General features: G+C 66.6%; 16 protein-coding genes. 6 read left to right on the top strand and 10 right to left on the bottom strand.

All coding sequences use genetic code 11. From position 1 onward, the window contains the following. Positions 1 to 67 precede the first annotated feature (67 nt). The 4 genes from AV521_RS07635 to AV521_RS49140 all read right to left on the bottom strand — a co-directional run bounded on the left by AV521_RS07635 (position 68) and on the right by AV521_RS49140 (position 1,510). Entirely contained in the window at positions 68 to 457 is a 390-nt protein-coding gene (locus tag AV521_RS07635) for a hypothetical protein (RefSeq protein WP_143658581.1), read from the bottom strand. Further along, the gene (locus tag AV521_RS07630) at positions 454 to 834 is read right to left on the bottom strand and encodes a DUF6415 family natural product biosynthesis protein (protein ID WP_076085365.1); all 381 of its coding nucleotides are present in this window, start codon (positions 832 to 834) and stop codon (positions 454 to 456) included. The genes AV521_RS07635 and AV521_RS07630 overlap by 4 nt, the downstream gene beginning before the upstream one ends. 89 nt (positions 835 to 923) lie before the next feature. Continuing rightward, the gene (locus AV521_RS07625) at positions 924 to 1,340 is read right to left on the bottom strand and encodes a hypothetical protein (protein ID WP_079249153.1); all 417 of its coding nucleotides are present in this window, start codon (positions 1,338 to 1,340) and stop codon (positions 924 to 926) included. Next, positions 1,337 to 1,510 carry a hypothetical protein gene (locus tag AV521_RS49140; protein WP_179022896.1) on the bottom strand — a complete coding sequence of 58 codons (174 nt, stop codon included), beginning with the start codon at positions 1,508 to 1,510 and terminating at the stop codon, positions 1,337 to 1,339. Before AV521_RS49140 ends, AV521_RS07625 begins: the two co-directional genes overlap by 4 nt. Positions 1,511 to 1,821: 311 nt before the next feature. Between AV521_RS49140 and AV521_RS07620 the strand changes: the two genes are divergently transcribed. Next, complete coding sequence (locus AV521_RS07620) at positions 1,822 to 2,688, top strand: helix-turn-helix transcriptional regulator (protein WP_076085359.1); 867 nt, start codon at positions 1,822 to 1,824, stop codon at positions 2,686 to 2,688. Positions 2,689 to 2,717: 29 nt separating this feature from the next. Continuing rightward, complete coding sequence (locus AV521_RS07615) at positions 2,718 to 2,951, top strand: DUF397 domain-containing protein (protein WP_076085356.1); 234 nt, start codon at positions 2,718 to 2,720, stop codon at positions 2,949 to 2,951. A gap of 490 nt (positions 2,952 to 3,441) precedes the next feature. Here the strand turns inward: AV521_RS07615 and AV521_RS07610 are convergent, their stop codons facing one another. Beyond that, entirely contained in the window at positions 3,442 to 5,499 is a 2,058-nt protein-coding gene (locus AV521_RS07610) for a tetratricopeptide repeat protein (RefSeq protein WP_079249152.1), read from the bottom strand. A 941-nt stretch (positions 5,500 to 6,440) separates the two neighbouring features. Beyond that, the gene (locus AV521_RS07600; RefSeq protein WP_076085348.1) at positions 6,441 to 6,815 is read right to left on the bottom strand and encodes a hypothetical protein; all 375 of its coding nucleotides are present in this window, start codon (positions 6,813 to 6,815) and stop codon (positions 6,441 to 6,443) included. A 65-nt stretch (positions 6,816 to 6,880) separates the two neighbouring features. Here AV521_RS07600 and AV521_RS07595 point away from each other — a divergent pair, with 65 nt between their 5' ends. Continuing rightward, the gene (locus tag AV521_RS07595) at positions 6,881 to 7,720 is read left to right on the top strand and encodes a methionyl-tRNA formyltransferase (protein ID WP_076085345.1); all 840 of its coding nucleotides are present in this window, start codon (positions 6,881 to 6,883) and stop codon (positions 7,718 to 7,720) included. A gap of 2 nt (positions 7,721 to 7,722) precedes the next feature. Here AV521_RS07595 and AV521_RS07590 read toward each other — a convergent pair whose 3' ends face one another. From AV521_RS07590 to AV521_RS49135, 4 genes are all read right to left on the bottom strand, one after another. Next, the gene (locus AV521_RS07590) at positions 7,723 to 10,089 is read right to left on the bottom strand and encodes a tetratricopeptide repeat protein (RefSeq protein ID WP_076085342.1); all 2,367 of its coding nucleotides are present in this window, start codon (positions 10,087 to 10,089) and stop codon (positions 7,723 to 7,725) included. Then, entirely contained in the window at positions 10,082 to 10,693 is a 612-nt protein-coding gene (locus AV521_RS07585) for a DUF6879 family protein (RefSeq protein WP_076085339.1), read from the bottom strand. The genes AV521_RS07590 and AV521_RS07585 overlap by 8 nt, the downstream gene beginning before the upstream one ends. Then, the gene (locus AV521_RS07580) at positions 10,686 to 10,955 is read right to left on the bottom strand and encodes a hypothetical protein (RefSeq protein WP_076085336.1); all 270 of its coding nucleotides are present in this window, start codon (positions 10,953 to 10,955) and stop codon (positions 10,686 to 10,688) included. Before AV521_RS07580 ends, AV521_RS07585 begins: the two co-directional genes overlap by 8 nt. A 778-nt stretch (positions 10,956 to 11,733) precedes the next feature. Then, complete coding sequence (locus tag AV521_RS49135) at positions 11,734 to 11,880, bottom strand: hypothetical protein (protein WP_179022894.1); 147 nt, start codon at positions 11,878 to 11,880, stop codon at positions 11,734 to 11,736. Between the two features lie 373 nt (positions 11,881 to 12,253). Between AV521_RS49135 and AV521_RS07575 the strand changes: the two genes are divergently transcribed. Genes AV521_RS07575 through AV521_RS07565 form a run of 3 tightly spaced genes read left to right on the top strand, consistent with a single transcriptional unit; the run spans position 12,254 to position 14,160 of the window. Next, entirely contained in the window at positions 12,254 to 12,787 is a 534-nt protein-coding gene (locus AV521_RS07575; protein ID WP_076085334.1) for a peptidase inhibitor family I36 protein, read from the top strand. Further along, a complete protein-coding gene (locus tag AV521_RS07570) occupies positions 12,787 to 13,737 on the top strand; it encodes a hypothetical protein (protein ID WP_076085332.1) in 951 nt (316 codons plus the stop codon). The genes AV521_RS07575 and AV521_RS07570 overlap by 1 nt, the downstream gene beginning before the upstream one ends. A gap of 36 nt (positions 13,738 to 13,773) precedes the next feature. Then, complete coding sequence (locus AV521_RS07565) at positions 13,774 to 14,160, top strand: hypothetical protein (protein ID WP_143658578.1); 387 nt, start codon at positions 13,774 to 13,776, stop codon at positions 14,158 to 14,160. Positions 14,161 to 14,461 lie beyond the last annotated feature (301 nt).

Raw genomic sequence — 14,461 nt, 5'->3', positions numbered from 1 at the left:
ACGATCGTCATGACGAGTTCTCCGGGCAGATGGTGCGCTGACAAAGTCGTGAGCACAGATGTGTCCGTCACAGGCGCCGGCCGATAGCACCGACCAGGGCTAACTGCCGCATACGGGCAGCCGGGACGGAGCAGCTTTCCACCACGGGGAGCACGGAGACGGGGTATGCAGTCCACGTCCAGCGGCCGACGGGACTTGGCACCGTGAAGGTGTACGGCTTACCTCTGCGCAGTTCAACGACGGCCGCATGGACAGCGCCGTGGTCACCGAGCCAGCCCCACACCGCGTGGAAGGTCTCGCGCTCCAGTGTGGAGCTGATACTGCGGACGGCCTCACGCACCCACGCGACGGCCAATCCGGGAGCGTTGGTGGTGATGTCGGCCGGGCCCCAGTTCTGAAGCTGCTGGCCGTCGTGGTCGACGTGGCACCAATACGCACGCGGCAACGACTCGCTCACGCCGACCACCACCCACGGAACGAGGGGCGGGCATCGAAGGTCGGGAGCGGACCATCGTCATCCTCGGCCACCCGGTCGACCAGATCCGAAACGAGCATGGCGAGACGGCGTACGTAGGCGTCATCGGGATGAAAACCCTCCGCTGCCCCCTCGGCGTCGAGGCACACAGCGAAGCCGATCCGCTTGATCAGATCCTGGTCCGGACTCCCCTTGACGCGATTCATGGCCTCGGTCACGAGCCTCCACAGGCAGCCCTGCAAGCAGGACACGACCTTCGGAACCTCGTCTGGCTGCAACGGTGCGGCACCCCAGCCGAGGACCAACTCCAGGTAGTCGTCGAGGAGCGCGGCACCAAGCGTGCCCCGCAAATCGAACATGGTTCGTGGGGCAGCGGGCCGGGCGGACCCGACCTTCATACTGCGGGCTGCGGCTGCACCGCACAGGGCCAACGACGGGTGCACTGCGCTCACTTGGTCTCACCGGCGTCTGAACGGGAGGGCGGAGCCCACGAGTAGCGCACGTGCACCCCGCGCTTCATGAGCCAACGGATCTCACGGTGGCGCAACTCGTGTGAGCCATCGGGGGCGATGGCCGCCGGCCAGCGGACGATCACGACGCCGACCGAACCGGCTTCCGCCAGCTCCCGCACGCGCATCCAGACCTCGCGGCGGCAAGGATCGGCTTCACCGTACGGGTCACAGATCGTCTCCGTAACCCGCAGGTCCCGCGCCGCCGCAAAGGATCGGCCCTCGCCTTCCGCGCGCTGGGTGGCCTGGCTCGGCGCCAGCTTGCTGCGCTCAACGCAGACATATAAGACGGCGGCAACCGAGTCGCGGCTGGCGGCGGTGGCGATCCCCTCCTGCATGGCGGTTGCTTTGGTCATTGGATGCCTCCCAGCTCCGCGTAGATCTCGAACCATTCGGTGGTCCAGTCGGAAACGTCGCCGTGTTCGTCGGCGTAGGTGCGGGCAGCGGGCGACACCGGCCCGGTACGGGCGTGCTCCGTCGCGGAGGTGCTGGGGTGGTGGTGCTCTTGGGGTGCGTGTGGCGTCATTGCCGTCTCGGCTCGCTCGCAGAAAGTCATGTGGGGGGGCGGCGGACGGACCCCAAGGGGTAGGGTCCGGCCGCCGCTGCCGGGCGGGTAGCTCGGCTGCCGCCTGGGCAAGGCCGCACGGGCGCACGAAATCACTGGTCGTGCGGAGAGCGGTACCTACCGTGAGCGACATCGGTAGAATCTCGCACAGAGCCAAAACTGACAAGTGGCTCGGTGACACGTTTTCACTTTTGACGAGTATCCGAACTGGCGTGCAGCGCACGGAAACAGACACACTGACAGGCGCCATCCAGTACTGACGTGGAGGTCACATGGCCTACAAAGGCGTTCCCACCGTCCGAAAGAGGCTTCTCGGCGGGCAGCTCCGCCGGCTGCGCGAAGAGCGTGGCATCTCCATCGAGGACGTGGCGCAGAAGCTCGGCGTCGGCCACAGCACCGTGCGCCGTCAGGAGTCGGGCCACACCGCTGTCAGCGTCGCCGACGCCATCGCGTACGCGAGCATCTACGGCCTTGGAGACGACGATGTGAAGCAGCGACTCGTCGCGCTCGCCAAGCACGGCAGGGCGCGCGGCTGGTGGACGGCCTACGGCTCCAAGGTCGGCCCGACCGCCGTGGACGTCGCGGACGCGGAAGACCTCGCGACCGAGGTACGCACCTTCCAGCCACTCGCTGTGCCGGGCATCTTCCAGACAACCGACTACTCGGCAGCGATCATCGAGGCCCAGAAGTCCATCCGGCCAGCTGACTCCCCATTGCCGGTTGACGACGCACTCACCCTGCGTGAGCGTCGCAAGGAAGTACTGGTGCGGAAGAACCCGCCGCAGGTATGGGCGGTCATCGGAGAGGCCGTCATCCGTACCGAAGTCGGCAGCCCGCAGGTAATGCTGGAGCAGATCGCACACCTTGTGGACCTGGGGAAACGGAGCAATATCACGCTTCAGCTCCTCCCCTTCTCCGCCGGCGCGCACGTTGGCATGAACGGGGCGTTCATGCTGCTCAGCTTCGGAGACACGCTGGACGGGAGCATCACGTACGTGGAGTCGGGTGGACCGAACGCCTTCAACGACGAGCCGAACGAGGTTCGCGTGAGCGCGAACCGGTTCACGCAGCTCCAGTCCCAAGCACTGTCCACGAAGGAGACGACGACATACTTGCGTCGTGCCATCTCGACCACGTGAGTTGGCTGACACAGCGCGGAAGGAACAACATGGCAGATAGCCTCGACCAGGGCGCACGCAACTGGCGCAAGTCCAGCCGCAGTGCCACGGAGAATGAGTGCGTGGAGTGCGGCGAGTACCCCGCAGATGCGACCGCCGACGTCGCAGTCCGCGACACCAAGAGGCAGAAGCACGGCCCGGTTCTCGGCTTCACCACCCAGGCGTGGGGCAGCTTCATCGCCGACATCAAGCGAAATGACGGGCTGAGCGGCCGTGCCCTGTAGGGAAGGGCTCGGCAGCATCTGACCTCCCGCCGACAAACACGCGAGGCCCGTCCCCAGGTGAGATGGGGGCGAGCCTCGCTAGTTCGTTCCCTTCGGACACTACCCACTGGCCCCGGCAGTCACCCGGCGACGCACCGTGCAATCCCGTTTCACGCCAGCCAGCCGCCTCGCCGTCCAGCTCACATCTGAGCCCCAGAGGGCAGCTGGCTCCGACGCCACCGTAGGTCGGCCGCATGCCGTGGCCTACCGGTAGCAGTGGGTCGACGTCAGGTACGTCACCGCCAGCGCCGGCTCTCCTTCGTCCTCGCCGCGAGGGGCATCCGGCGGGGACGCCTCCGGCGACCACACGGTCATCAGCGGGGTGGGTTCCACGAGGAACTGGCGACAGTTGAATAGGCAAGCCCGCCAGCACCAAGGCCGATGAAGCCGGACCGTCGCGCTCACTCGAACTGCACGTGCCCAACGGTCACTCTCACCGAACGGACCGAGACTAGGGCCTGCACGCCCCGGCTTCTTGGGGAGTCGCGCGTGAACTTCCCTTGCTGCTCCACCAGCGTCGCTTGCGTTTTGTCTGCCAACTTTGGAGAAGCTTGGCCATCGAGACTGTGCGAGCGTGCTCGGCTCCCAGCATCCTCTGCCAGCTGGAGACGGCACGCTCGAGCAGGAGAATCGCTTCCGCCGTCTTGCCCCCTTCCCAGTAGGCGATGGCGAGATTGCCTCTGCATTCGACAGTCACTGGGTCGTCGAGGCCCAGGACTCGTTCGCGCACGGCAAGGGTGTCCTCCAGCAGCACAATGGCATCAACATGCCTGCGACGACTCTGCGAAGTTGCCAGCCGCTCGGGGGCCAATCTTCGGTCCTGGTGTGGAAAATCCGCCTGAAGTACTGCGAACGCATCCTTGGGGCGGTCGGCAAGGAAGTAGGTCCATGCGAGATCGCGTCGAGCGAGAAGCGTCTTGGGATGGGTGCGGCCCAGCAGCCGCTCGCTATTGGCCGTCAGCCGTTGCCAGTAGGGGAGCGCCGCCGAGCTAAGGGTCAGGGTGCGCCCGGCCCAGCGCAGGAGATGGTGCCCCTCGACCTCCCACAACAAGTCGCCCGTGCATCCGTCGAGGGTGTCGATGTTGGTCCGCAACACGGCCAGCCGTTCGCGGTCGAACGGAGAGGTGGCCTCCCACACCTCAGTCAGTCCGTCGACAGCCGCCTTCACAACGCCCGGCCAGGCGTCATCAGGTGTGTGTTCTCGCACGGCGCGTGCCGTGAGAGCGTGCAGGCGTACAGCACGTGAACCGGCCTGCGCTGTGTCGGTGAGCAAGCCGTACCGGTGTAGGAGCCGTAGTGCTGCGCGCGCCTGGTCGGGGGCGACCTTGGCGGGACCGTCGGCTGGTGATGTGCGGTGCCTGCAGAGGTAGTTGCTTACAGCGTCGCTCGCCCACAGCGAATGGGGATGCCCGGCGGGGTCCAGGACAGCGGCCAGGCGCAAAGCGGGGATTGCCAACCCTACGGGCTCGCACGCTTGAGCCACACCCAAGGACAGGAGGAGGGCGGTAGCGACCTGTCGGCCGTATCCTTCGGTGTCTGACTGGCGTGGGAACAGGTCATCCAGTGTGGCGGCGCTGTGGTTGAAGCGGTTCACGTACTCAGCGCAGGACACGTCCTCGTTGATCATGTATGCAGCGGCGTGAGATAGCGCCAGCGGCAGACAGCCCAGAGACTTGATCAGTGCCTCTGTTTGGTCATCCAACAAATGCGTGGCGCGGGCCGAGCTGAGGCGCTCGTACAGATAGATGCCGGCTTCTTCCGCGCTGTAGGTGTCGATGTTCACCATGGCTCGGCCGCCACCGGACAGCAGAGCGTCATGGCGCCGGGTGGTTGCCAACACTCGGCCGCGACTGTTCACAGATTGCGGGGGCCACCATGGCTGCATGGTCTCGGGGTCCGTGATGTCGTCCAGGACTACGAGCCACGAGCGCGAAGTGGTGGCCAACCAGTCGAGAAAGACCCGAGCCAAGTCTTCTGGGCCCTGGGGCAGTTCGGCCTGTGGGGCTTCCACACAGCGCGCAGCGTCGGCAAAACAGCCTACGACCTGTTCGGTCTCGCTGGCGTCGACCCACACGACCAACTCGACACCTTCGGTCAGAGCCTGGTGGGCGTAGGCGGCGGCCAGTTGGGTCTTGCCCACGCCACCGCCACCGGAAAGGACCTGAGTCAGAACCACCGTGCCATGCCCTGCGCGTGCCTGGTCGATCCGAGCACGTACCGCGCTCCGGTCCTGAAACGCGGATGCAAGACCTGGCACTGAACCCAACCGGAGCGGCCAGCGCAGCGGGTGCCTCGGAGGCGGCGGGGAGACCGTCAGGTGGCTGACGTGGCCGCTGATGGCGACCGCATGCGCGGCTGATGCGGTGGCACTCCCCGACCTTTCGACCAGCACCGCGGCCTCGGCGCCTGGGGCGGAGCCGTCACCGCCTCGGTAGCTGTCGACGGCTTGGTCCGATCCACCCTTGCTGGCCCGGGAGCGGGACGATCTGCCTGCCCGACGCCGCCTCATTGCCGATCTCGCCTTCCAGTCAACGCCACGAGCAGTTCTAGCCGGTGTAGTCGATTCCGGTGCCAGCAGTGCTGCCTCGGCCATGGGCGATGGCCTCACCGGTCTGTTGCGCCCGTGCTGCTCGGTTGTCCCCAGTGTCACGACGGCGAATGCCCGTATGTGCCTGACCACCACCAGTCGCCTCGGCCCGGCCAGTTTGGACGACTATGTCCTGCAGCACGGCTGTCGGTGGTGTGGCCGGCTGAAGCCACGCCCAAATCAATGCGCCCACCCCTGTGGCCGCCTGAACTGTCGCTCCCACCAGTTGGCCGGTATTTGGCCCCTCAAGCAGCCAGAAGAGCGGGGTCGAGACGGTTCCCGCCACAGCAGCCACTATCACCGTCATCCTCCACCTCGGCGACATGGTCCGTCCCTTCTCTCTCGCCCCGTCCCAACGGTCAGACGATCGGCAGGTATGTAGCAACATGCAGGACGGCCCCTGTGGGAACCGCAGTTCCATGTTCCGATAAGACAGTCGCCGGGAGGGCGATATCGGCCAGATCAGGGTGTGACCTTCACCCCTCATCGGTGGTGCGGGAGTGCCACGACCGCCAACAGTTCCTCCGGGTGACCAGCGGCAGTCACTCAGCGGACGGCACCGCGCCCGCCGAAGGCGGCAACGTCTCCGGGACCATGTCCCTCCCGGATCCGTACGGGTCTCACCGGGTGCGGCCAGGCTCCGTGATCCTGCGCTACGTCAACGTCGATCTCCGCGACCATGTCCGGCTCGACGAGGACGACGTCCAGCGGCGCGCGAGTGCTGGAGCCAGACCGCGAACGCATCGACGGTGCCGTCCGGTCAGTACTTCCACGTGGCCGACCTCGACGGGCTTTGACAGATCAAGCTCTTTGATTCTGGCGTCCGGTTCGAAGTCCACCGCCGCGCGCCTCCAGTACGCCCGTTACTGCGGCCCGAAGGAGATGTTGCCGTGGACGTCGCGAGCCTGGATGAGGTTCGTGACAGTTCCGCTGTTGGTGTTGTGCAGGTCAGGCATGTCGGGCAGCTCGCGTACGACGTCGAGCAGGGTCGGGCGCTCCGCAACAACGGCAGCGAAGTATCCAGCCCAGTACGCTCTCTGAACTGCCTCGTCATCGCCTATGCCTGCGGCCTGGTGGTGGGCCGTGTCCAGGCGGCGTTCGACGTCGGCTTGCGCTTCGCCGGTCTGTCGGCTCCAGCGGCGCGCCAGGACGTCGCGAACGTGTGTCCAGCCGTCGGTGAGAATCGCCGTGACGAGGGACTGGGCGCTGGGCAGGAGCACGGATGTCATCGGATCCATGAGATGATCACGCACCTTTGCTTTGCGGTTCGGTTTCGCCCGTCATGGTGGAAGGTGGCTGACGGATGCGCGTGGTGCTGATGTCGTACGGGGCTGAGGGCTTCGAGGACTTGCAAGCGGCGTGCGAGTCAGCCGGCCACGCCCCGGTCGCGTACGTGTGCGCTGCACCGCAGGGTAGGGCTGCCGCGGATGAGCTTCTGGCAGCGATGCCGCCGGGACCCGATCTGCTGGTCCCTCGCAGCCCGCGAGGCCTCGCGCTCAGTCTCGCCGGATACGAACCTGACCTTGTCGTGTGTTACGGGATTCCGTGGCGACTGCCCACGTCTGTGCTGCGCGCGCCGCGGCTTGGGGTGTTGAACGTCCATCCGTCGCTGCTTCCGCGGCACCGGGGGCCGATGCCGGTGCACTGGGCCGTGCGGCACGGTGACGAGGAGACCGGGGTGACGGTTCACTGGATGGACGAGGCGTTCGACAGCGGCCCGGTCGTGGCGCAGCGTGGCGGCATTACTCTGCCGGACGATCTGGCAGGTGATGTGGTCTTCACACAGGTCCGGGCCACGATCCGGGCTCTGGTGCCCCAGGCGCTGGCCCTGGCGGAAGACGGTTTCGCAGGCACGCCGCAGGACGAGTCGCTGGCGTCGTACGAGGGTTCTATGGGTCCCGAGAGCGCGGTCATCGACTGGAGCCGGTCGGCCCGGGAGATCCACAACCTGGTGCGGGCTTACCGGTTCGGCCTGTTTGCCGTACCGGGGCCGCTGGCACTCGTCCGGGGCAAGTGGGTCAGTGTGCTGCGGACCAGCATCAGCGAGGTGAGCGGCGTGAGGATGCGGTGCGGGGACGGGCCGCTGTGGGTCACCGAATCGGTGCCGGTTCCGGCTCGTGATCACTGGCTGGCCTCGACGTGAGGTCACCGCTGGACCATGCTTTCCCGTAGCCGTACAGCGCGCGGATCGGTGAACGCCGTGAGCAGCTTGCATGCGTCCGCTCGCGCGTCGGCGACCTCCTGCGGTGTGCCGGCGCGGTTCAGGGCATCCGCCAGGTGCACCAGCGATCGTGCCATCTCCCACGTCTGCTCAAGGTCGCGGTAGGTGGCCACGGCCCGGCGGTGCCATTCGGCGGCTTCCTGAGCGCGGCCGAGTTGCAGATACGTCTGTCCCAGGCCGTCCCAGGCTGCGGCTTGGCGGCCGCGGTCGCCCAACTCTTCTTGGAGTGCGGCGGCGCGACGGTAGGAGGCAAGTGCCTCGGTCGGGTGCCCGGTGGCGCGTTGAGCATCGCCCAAGGCCAGTAGCCAGTAGCCTTCCGCGGCTGCGCTGCGGATCTCGGTGGCGATGGCTACGGCCTGCTCGGCATGTGACAGTGCAGCATCCGGGTTTCCGCTGTCCAACTCCGCCGCGGCAAGGAGCCTAAGGGCATTGCCCTCGGCGTGGCGATCGTCGTGGGCCCTGAATACCTCGATTCCCCGGCGCAGCGGGCCGAGTGCGCCGGCCGGGTGCCCGAGTTCCAGTTCCACCTGCGCGAGGTTGACTGCCACGCGAGGCTCCCAGAACCCGTCGTTCAGCGCCGCGAACAGCTCCCTGCTGCCTTCGAACGCCGTCTGTGCCTGTGTGAGGTTGCGTCGGCGCAGTTCAAGCAGACCAAGGCCGTTGAGCGTCAGTGCCTCACCGAAGGTATCGCCAAGGTCTCGGCGCAGGGTCAGCGCCGCCTCGTAGTGCTCGGCGGCGGCTGCCAGGCACTGGGACTGGGCGTACGCCATGCCGAGGCTCTCCTCCAGTTCGGCTTCGGCGCCTCGATCGCCGTCGCGCCGGGCGGCCTCCAGACCGATCTGAGAGGTGGCGAGCCAGTCCTGGAACGGGTTGTTGGTCATGTAGACGGCGCGCAGGACCACCGCAAGCTGCCAGGCGATCCGGTCCAGCCCGCTGCTCGCGGCCGCGCGCACGGCAGCCACCAGGTTGTCGCGTTCCGCCTCGTACCACTGCATCGCCTGTGCTTCGTCGGCGAACCGCAGTTCGGGCAGTCCTGCGTCGGCGGGTACCAGCTCCACGCGGGGCTCGTGCGGTGCGACGCGGGCCTGGACCGTGTCCGCAGTGTGCAGGTACCAGGTCAGCACCCTGCGCAGCGCGTCGTGGCACTCCTGAGGAGTCTGCTCCAGCCGTGCCTGATCGGCGGCGTAGGCGCGCAGCAGGTCATGCAGGCGGAAGCGATCGGGCGCGGTCTGATCGACCATGTGCGCGGCAGCGACGGCGTCAAGCAGGCGTCGCGCGGTACGGACGTCGACTCCTGCCAGAGCTGCCGCAGCCGTGTCGCTGAAGTCCGGCCCGGGGTGCAGTCCGAGCAACCGGAAGAGCCGGGCGGCATCTGAGGGCAACGCCCGATAAGACCATGTGAACACGGGACGCACCGCCTCAGACTCCTCGTCGCCGCCTGCCGACAGAACTTCCCACCGACCGGACTCGTCACGCAGCTCGTCGATCAAATCCGCCAGGTGCATCAACGGCCGCCCCGCCGCACGCTCGGCAGCGATCCTGAGCGCCAACGGCAGGCGTGCGCACAGCGAGGCGAGCTCCGCCACCTGCTCGGGATCGTCCCCGTCCCGGTAGCCCCGGGTGATGCTGTGCAGCAGGGCGACCGAGCCGTCCTGGTCGAGGACATCCAGCGTGAGGCGCTGCGCTCCCTCTCGGATCGTCAGGCCGGGCAGACGGTGCCTGCTGGTCACGATGACCAGGCAGCCCGGCGTCGCCGGCAGCAAAGGCCTGACCTGTGACGCGCTGGCGGCGTTGTCGAGCACGATCAACAGCCTGCGGCCAGCAAGCCATGAGCGGAAGGCCGCGGCCATGTGCTCCCCCTCAGCATGAACCGCGTCCGCAGGGGCGCCCAGCACCCGCAGGAAGCTTTCAAGGACCCGCTCGTACCTGACCGGGGCCTGCGGGTCGTAGCCGTGCAGGTCGGCATACAACTGGCCGTCCGGGAACCGGTCACTGACCGCGTGCGACCAGTGCAACACCAAAGACGTCTTACCGACTCCCGCAGTGCCGGTTACCAACAGCACCCGCGCATGGGCGAGACCGTCATCGAGCAGACGGTCCAGCGCCTCACGTTCAGCGCGTCGGTTGACGAAGCCCTGGCTGGCAAACGGGAGTTGGTACGGCACTGGTGGCCGCACGCGATCGGTCGGCGGAGCGTGGAAATGTATCCCGCCCTGAATGTCGCGGGCCTGCACGACGTCACGGGCGGTGCCGGAGATTGAGGAGTTGACTTCCTCGCGCGGCTCATGCACCCGTCGGAGGCTTGAGGTGGGCCACTTCACGGTCGAAGAACGTGCCGATGTCCTCGCCCAGCACGTACAGCTCCTCAACTCGCGCCGCGACGCGATCCCGCGTTCTCGCGCCGAGGTACCGCACGGCACCTTCCAGGACACCCTCCGCGTCGTAAAGGATCTCGTACACCGTGTCGTCGTTTAGCGTGACCAATTCCGGTACTGGCCCCTCGCGTTCGTATGCCGCGATGTACTGCGGGCCGATGACGCGGATCAGCTCACCGCACTCGGCCCTCACACGCAGCAGATGCAGCTCCCACTGCAGATACGGCGTGAGCGGCTGCTCCACCACACGGACACGCAGCAGACGGCACCGATGACGCGCGGCCAGACGGGATACGTCGAGCAACTCGGCACGCTGAGCCTCGATCAGCCTCAGCGCCTCCTCCCAGCTCCCCTGGGTAAAGGCCTCCCAGCTCGCATCGCCCGGCTCACGGAAGTGCTGGCGACGTTCCAGCTTCCACGAATCGCACCCGTCAACAGCGAAGTCCCTGCTGCGGAAGTCCTCCCGGTAGGCCTCAAGTCCCAGTCGCTCGCCGGACGAGGCGCCAAGAAGGTCACGCATCTGGAATGTGCGTCTTGGCCGCCAGCAGAGTGACGCGCGGGATGACCACGAGGCGTTCTCCACCGCCGATCACCGCATCGTCCGGCAGCTCCTCGGAATAGACCGCCGTAAGGTCACGGCCGATGACCGCGAAATCGCCGTTGTCGAGCTCCCAGATGTCCGGACAGCCGTCCCTGCCCCCAGTCGTACCCAGCTCGGCCGGCGCGACGCCGATGCGCCGGACCAGCCGCGCCTGCGGATCCGCGTCCCACGTACCGCCCATACGCCGCCCCCTGTGCTCTGCCCAGACCGGCTACCCAGCGTACGGACCCAGCGACAGGCCGTCCACGGGTGCTCGCTGGAATCAGCCATCTGCCGCAGGCCCTACCCGAGAGAAATGCGGGACCTCGTTCACCCGCCGCTCATGGAACGCGCTCACTGCGCACGCGGACGGCATCGAGGTGTACGACATGGGATGGGCCGAGTTGGCTCAAGATGTCGGGCTGTCCAGCACGGGAGCGTGAACGACCTTGTCAGGTAGCGATGCCGACCAAGGCACTGCGGCTATCAGCCACCTGTCGCTCTGCGTGCATCGGGCGTTCCTGGCGGATGCACTTCCGAGAGCTGCAACTCGCACGCTGTTTCCTTGAGGCTGCAAGTGAACGCCTCGGACGGTCATGCAGAGCAGCACGTGAACGGACATCTCCAGGGGCTTCCTGTGCTGGGGGGCACACAGCGTGTGTCAGGTCATGCTGTTGAGGCTGTGTGCGTCCGTGTTCGACAGGATGGCCAGTTTCTGGGCAGCGGCAGGGTCGACCGGCAGTGAGTCACGGTGGGGCCTCCTCTTTGGGATGAAGGTTTCCCTGCCTTGGCCGTGGTCTTGCCGCACCCGCCGATGGAAAGCAAAAGCAGCGCTGTGGCGATGCACGAGCCTGCTGTGCTGGTTGAGGATCACTCACCACAACAGCATGGCCTACGGTCGGGAGACGGGGCGATCGGCGCATCTGTCTCTGCTGGCGCGCCAGGCGCTGTGGTTCACACAACTGCGGCCAGAGCCATTTTCACGAAGCCTCATCAGCGTCCGCCACTGCCAGCGGTTCGGCGTCGGGAAGCTGTGGATGCCGTACCTCGGCCACCCACCTTCCGTTCGGCACGAACGCCTGTGCCTGGCAGGCGGGTACCGGGTCGTACTCGGCCTCGATGCTCACAGTCTGACTCCTGCCTCTCGCTTCGCTCGGATGCTGGTGAGGAAGGGCTGAATCCGGCCACCCCTGGCAGCTTCAGCGGTCCCCTCGCATCCCCCTCCGCTTCACAGGAGTCACACAGGTACCTCCTGGGTTGCACACTTGATCACCGCATTCCGGATGGCCGCCGCTGCCGGAGTTGCTTTCACGCCGGGACGACATAGCTCCTGCCTTGGCCTCTTGACCGGCATGTTCGTGCCGTGTCTAGAGTGGCCGGGCCGTGGGCGAATGGACCAGACCAACCATCCGCCCATCGGCTTGTCGTTGCGCGTCGGGGGGCGCGTCCATGTACTGATCCGCCTCCCGGACGCGTTCGCTCCAAGGAGGGGGAAACTCTTTGCGTTTCGCCAGATCCGCCGCCGCGACCGCTGCCACCGCCGCAGCCCTAGCCGCCGGCGTTCTCACCGCAGCACCCGCCTACGCCGGAACCTCATACGTGCACAACGACTGCACGTCCAGCGACACGGGCCATCCGAACCACTGTTTCCGGATCCACTACAACTCGCGGTCGGAGACCACGACTCAGTCGGACAGCGCCTGCTTCGCGACCCGCCGTGACCGCTCCAGTGAGTTCGGTTACACGGTGAACGGGGGCGCGGTGGTCGTCCGGTTCGTCTTCGAGGACTTCCCTTCTGACGCGTTCGGTGGGATGCCTTTCCCGTGCGGTCACTACAAGGGGGACGGCGACGGGCAGGGCGTGGAAAACAATGCCGCGTCCGCGTGGAACCAGGACCCCTATGCCGCGTACTCGGTGTATTCCGAGGATGGCTACGGCGGGGAGAACCAGTGGTATCCCAAGGCCGACGGCTACGCCCGGAACCTGAGCTCCGGAATCAAGAACCACAACGGTTCTCACAAGAGGTATGCCTGATGCGACAGACCCGACCCCTCGTGCTCGCCGCCACCGGCGCGGTCCTCGCCCTCACGGCGGCCTGCGGCGCCAACTCGGCCGCCGACAAGAGTGCTGGCAACCAGCAGAAGATGAAGACGGTGGCGATGCAGCTGCCGGATGCGAAGGTCCGCGCCAGCTGGCCCAAGCAGGACGTGGCCTCCGGACTGGCCAAAGGCATGCGGCTTCCGCTGGAGAAGTACATGCTCGGCTATCCCGACATGGTGGACATCGAGAACGCCAAGGATGTCGTCAAGTCGGCGTGTATGAAGCGACTCGGGTTCTCCTACACGCCCAAACTGATGGGCACGCAGCCGGCGGCCTCCTACAACGAGATGAACATGGAACGCCGCTACGGCATCACCGACCCCGCGAAGGCCGCAGCCCACGGGTTCGCGGTGGCCCAGGACACCGACGGGCCGAGCCAGGCGGACCAGGACGCCGAACTCGCGCGGGAAGACCAGGAGTCCTCGGCCGAAGGCTGGGACAAGGCGATGAACGAGACGTGCATCCCCGAGGCCAACCAGAAGGTGGGCGTACTGTTTCCCACTGACACCGCCGGAGACCTCGCCGGGCAGTCCCTCAAGGCCACCCGCTCCCAGCCCGTGGTGCAGCGCGCCCTCGCATCCTGGTCCTCCTGCATGGCAGGCCACGGACACCTGGTGAAGAGCCTGGACGACGCCGAGGGCCGGTTCGCCCAGCCCGGCAGGACGGGGGTTCAGCCTGAGAAGGCACAGGTACTGATGGCCACCGACGACGTCGCCTGCAAGAGCACCACCGGGCTGGTGCCCACCTGGTACACGGCGGAAACCGCCTACCAGAACAAGCAGATCACGTCGCACAAACAGCAGCTGGAGGCTGCGAAGACCCGCGATGCCCTGCTGCTCAAGAAGGCACGTGCCGTCCTGGCAAGCGTCAGCACGGCACGCTGAGCCGTCCTGCCGTCAGATATCAGAGGAGACGTGGTGGTGGCCAGGAGAACTGTCGTTGGCTGGATCGTGGCTGCCGCCGTCGTCTTTGGGGCGGCAGCCTGGCTCGCGCACGACATGAATGCCGGCACCCAGCCGGACACCGGCTCGTCGGAGTCCGTGAAGATCACGGACTCCGGCGTCCGGTACGAGCACGGCAAGCAGGTGTTCAGCGCCGACTACGCCATCCACAACGACGAGGGACACGCGGTCACTTACACGGTGGTGTTCGATTTCGAGAACGGGACCACCCAGACCGTGACGAGGCGTATCGGGCCCGGCGTGTCCGTGCAGGGAACGGTCAGTACACCGTTCGAGAAGCCACGTCCCTCGGCCGAGGGCACGCCCTCCGAGGTGCGCGTCGCCGACGTCAGCACCTCAGAGTGATCCACAACCCGCGTACCGTCCTCGCCGAGACCGGCAACCAGCAATAGAGGCCCGTTACCGGCCCCCTGAGTCGACCGCCTTGCCCCGCGCTCCCCCCGACCGGGGCAAGGCGGTTTCTGTGTCCGGCTCGAAAACCTGAAGTTACCGCCCATGTGATTCGCCCTTGCGCGCCCATGGGCGAGTCAAAGCGTGCCCGCGGACCAGGACGTGGGACATCCCATCACACCAGAAATTCGGGGAACTTCTTTGAGATCCGGAAGACGATCACCCATACCATTGGCCGTCCTTGCGGCGTGTACGG

This window comes from Streptomyces sp. IMTB 2501 (genome assembly GCF_001953885.1).
Taxonomy (GTDB): Bacteria; Actinomycetota; Actinomycetes; order Streptomycetales; family Streptomycetaceae; genus Streptomyces.
Note: the sequence above shows the minus strand (reverse complement) of the source record. Positions and strands in the feature narration are given on the sequence as shown.

What these genes read in the sequence shown, in the direction of transcription:
- AV521_RS07630 (WP_076085365.1), bottom strand. Translation starts at nt 834, where the DNA reads ATGTTCGATTTGCGGGGCACGCTTGGTGCCGCGCTCCTCGACGACTAC.
- AV521_RS07625 (WP_079249153.1), bottom strand. Translation starts at nt 1,340, where the DNA reads ATGACCAAAGCAACCGCCATGCAGGAGGGGATCGCCACCGCCGCCAGC.
- AV521_RS49140 (WP_179022896.1), bottom strand. Translation starts at nt 1,510, where the DNA reads ATGACGCCACACGCACCCCAAGAGCACCACCACCCCAGCACCTCCGCG.
- AV521_RS07620 (WP_076085359.1), top strand. Translation starts at nt 1,822, where the DNA reads ATGGCCTACAAAGGCGTTCCCACCGTCCGAAAGAGGCTTCTCGGCGGG.
- AV521_RS07615 (WP_076085356.1), top strand. Translation starts at nt 2,718, where the DNA reads ATGGCAGATAGCCTCGACCAGGGCGCACGCAACTGGCGCAAGTCCAGC.
- AV521_RS07610 (WP_079249152.1), bottom strand. Translation starts at nt 5,499, where the DNA reads ATGAGGCGGCGTCGGGCAGGCAGATCGTCCCGCTCCCGGGCCAGCAAG.
- AV521_RS07600 (WP_076085348.1), bottom strand. Translation starts at nt 6,815, where the DNA reads ATGGATCCGATGACATCCGTGCTCCTGCCCAGCGCCCAGTCCCTCGTC.
- AV521_RS07595 (WP_076085345.1), top strand. Translation starts at nt 6,881, where the DNA reads ATGCGCGTGGTGCTGATGTCGTACGGGGCTGAGGGCTTCGAGGACTTG.
- AV521_RS07585 (WP_076085339.1), bottom strand. Translation starts at nt 10,693, where the DNA reads ATGCGTGACCTTCTTGGCGCCTCGTCCGGCGAGCGACTGGGACTTGAG.
- AV521_RS07580 (WP_076085336.1), bottom strand. Translation starts at nt 10,955, where the DNA reads ATGGGCGGTACGTGGGACGCGGATCCGCAGGCGCGGCTGGTCCGGCGC.
- AV521_RS07570 (WP_076085332.1), top strand. Translation starts at nt 12,787, where the DNA reads ATGCGACAGACCCGACCCCTCGTGCTCGCCGCCACCGGCGCGGTCCTC.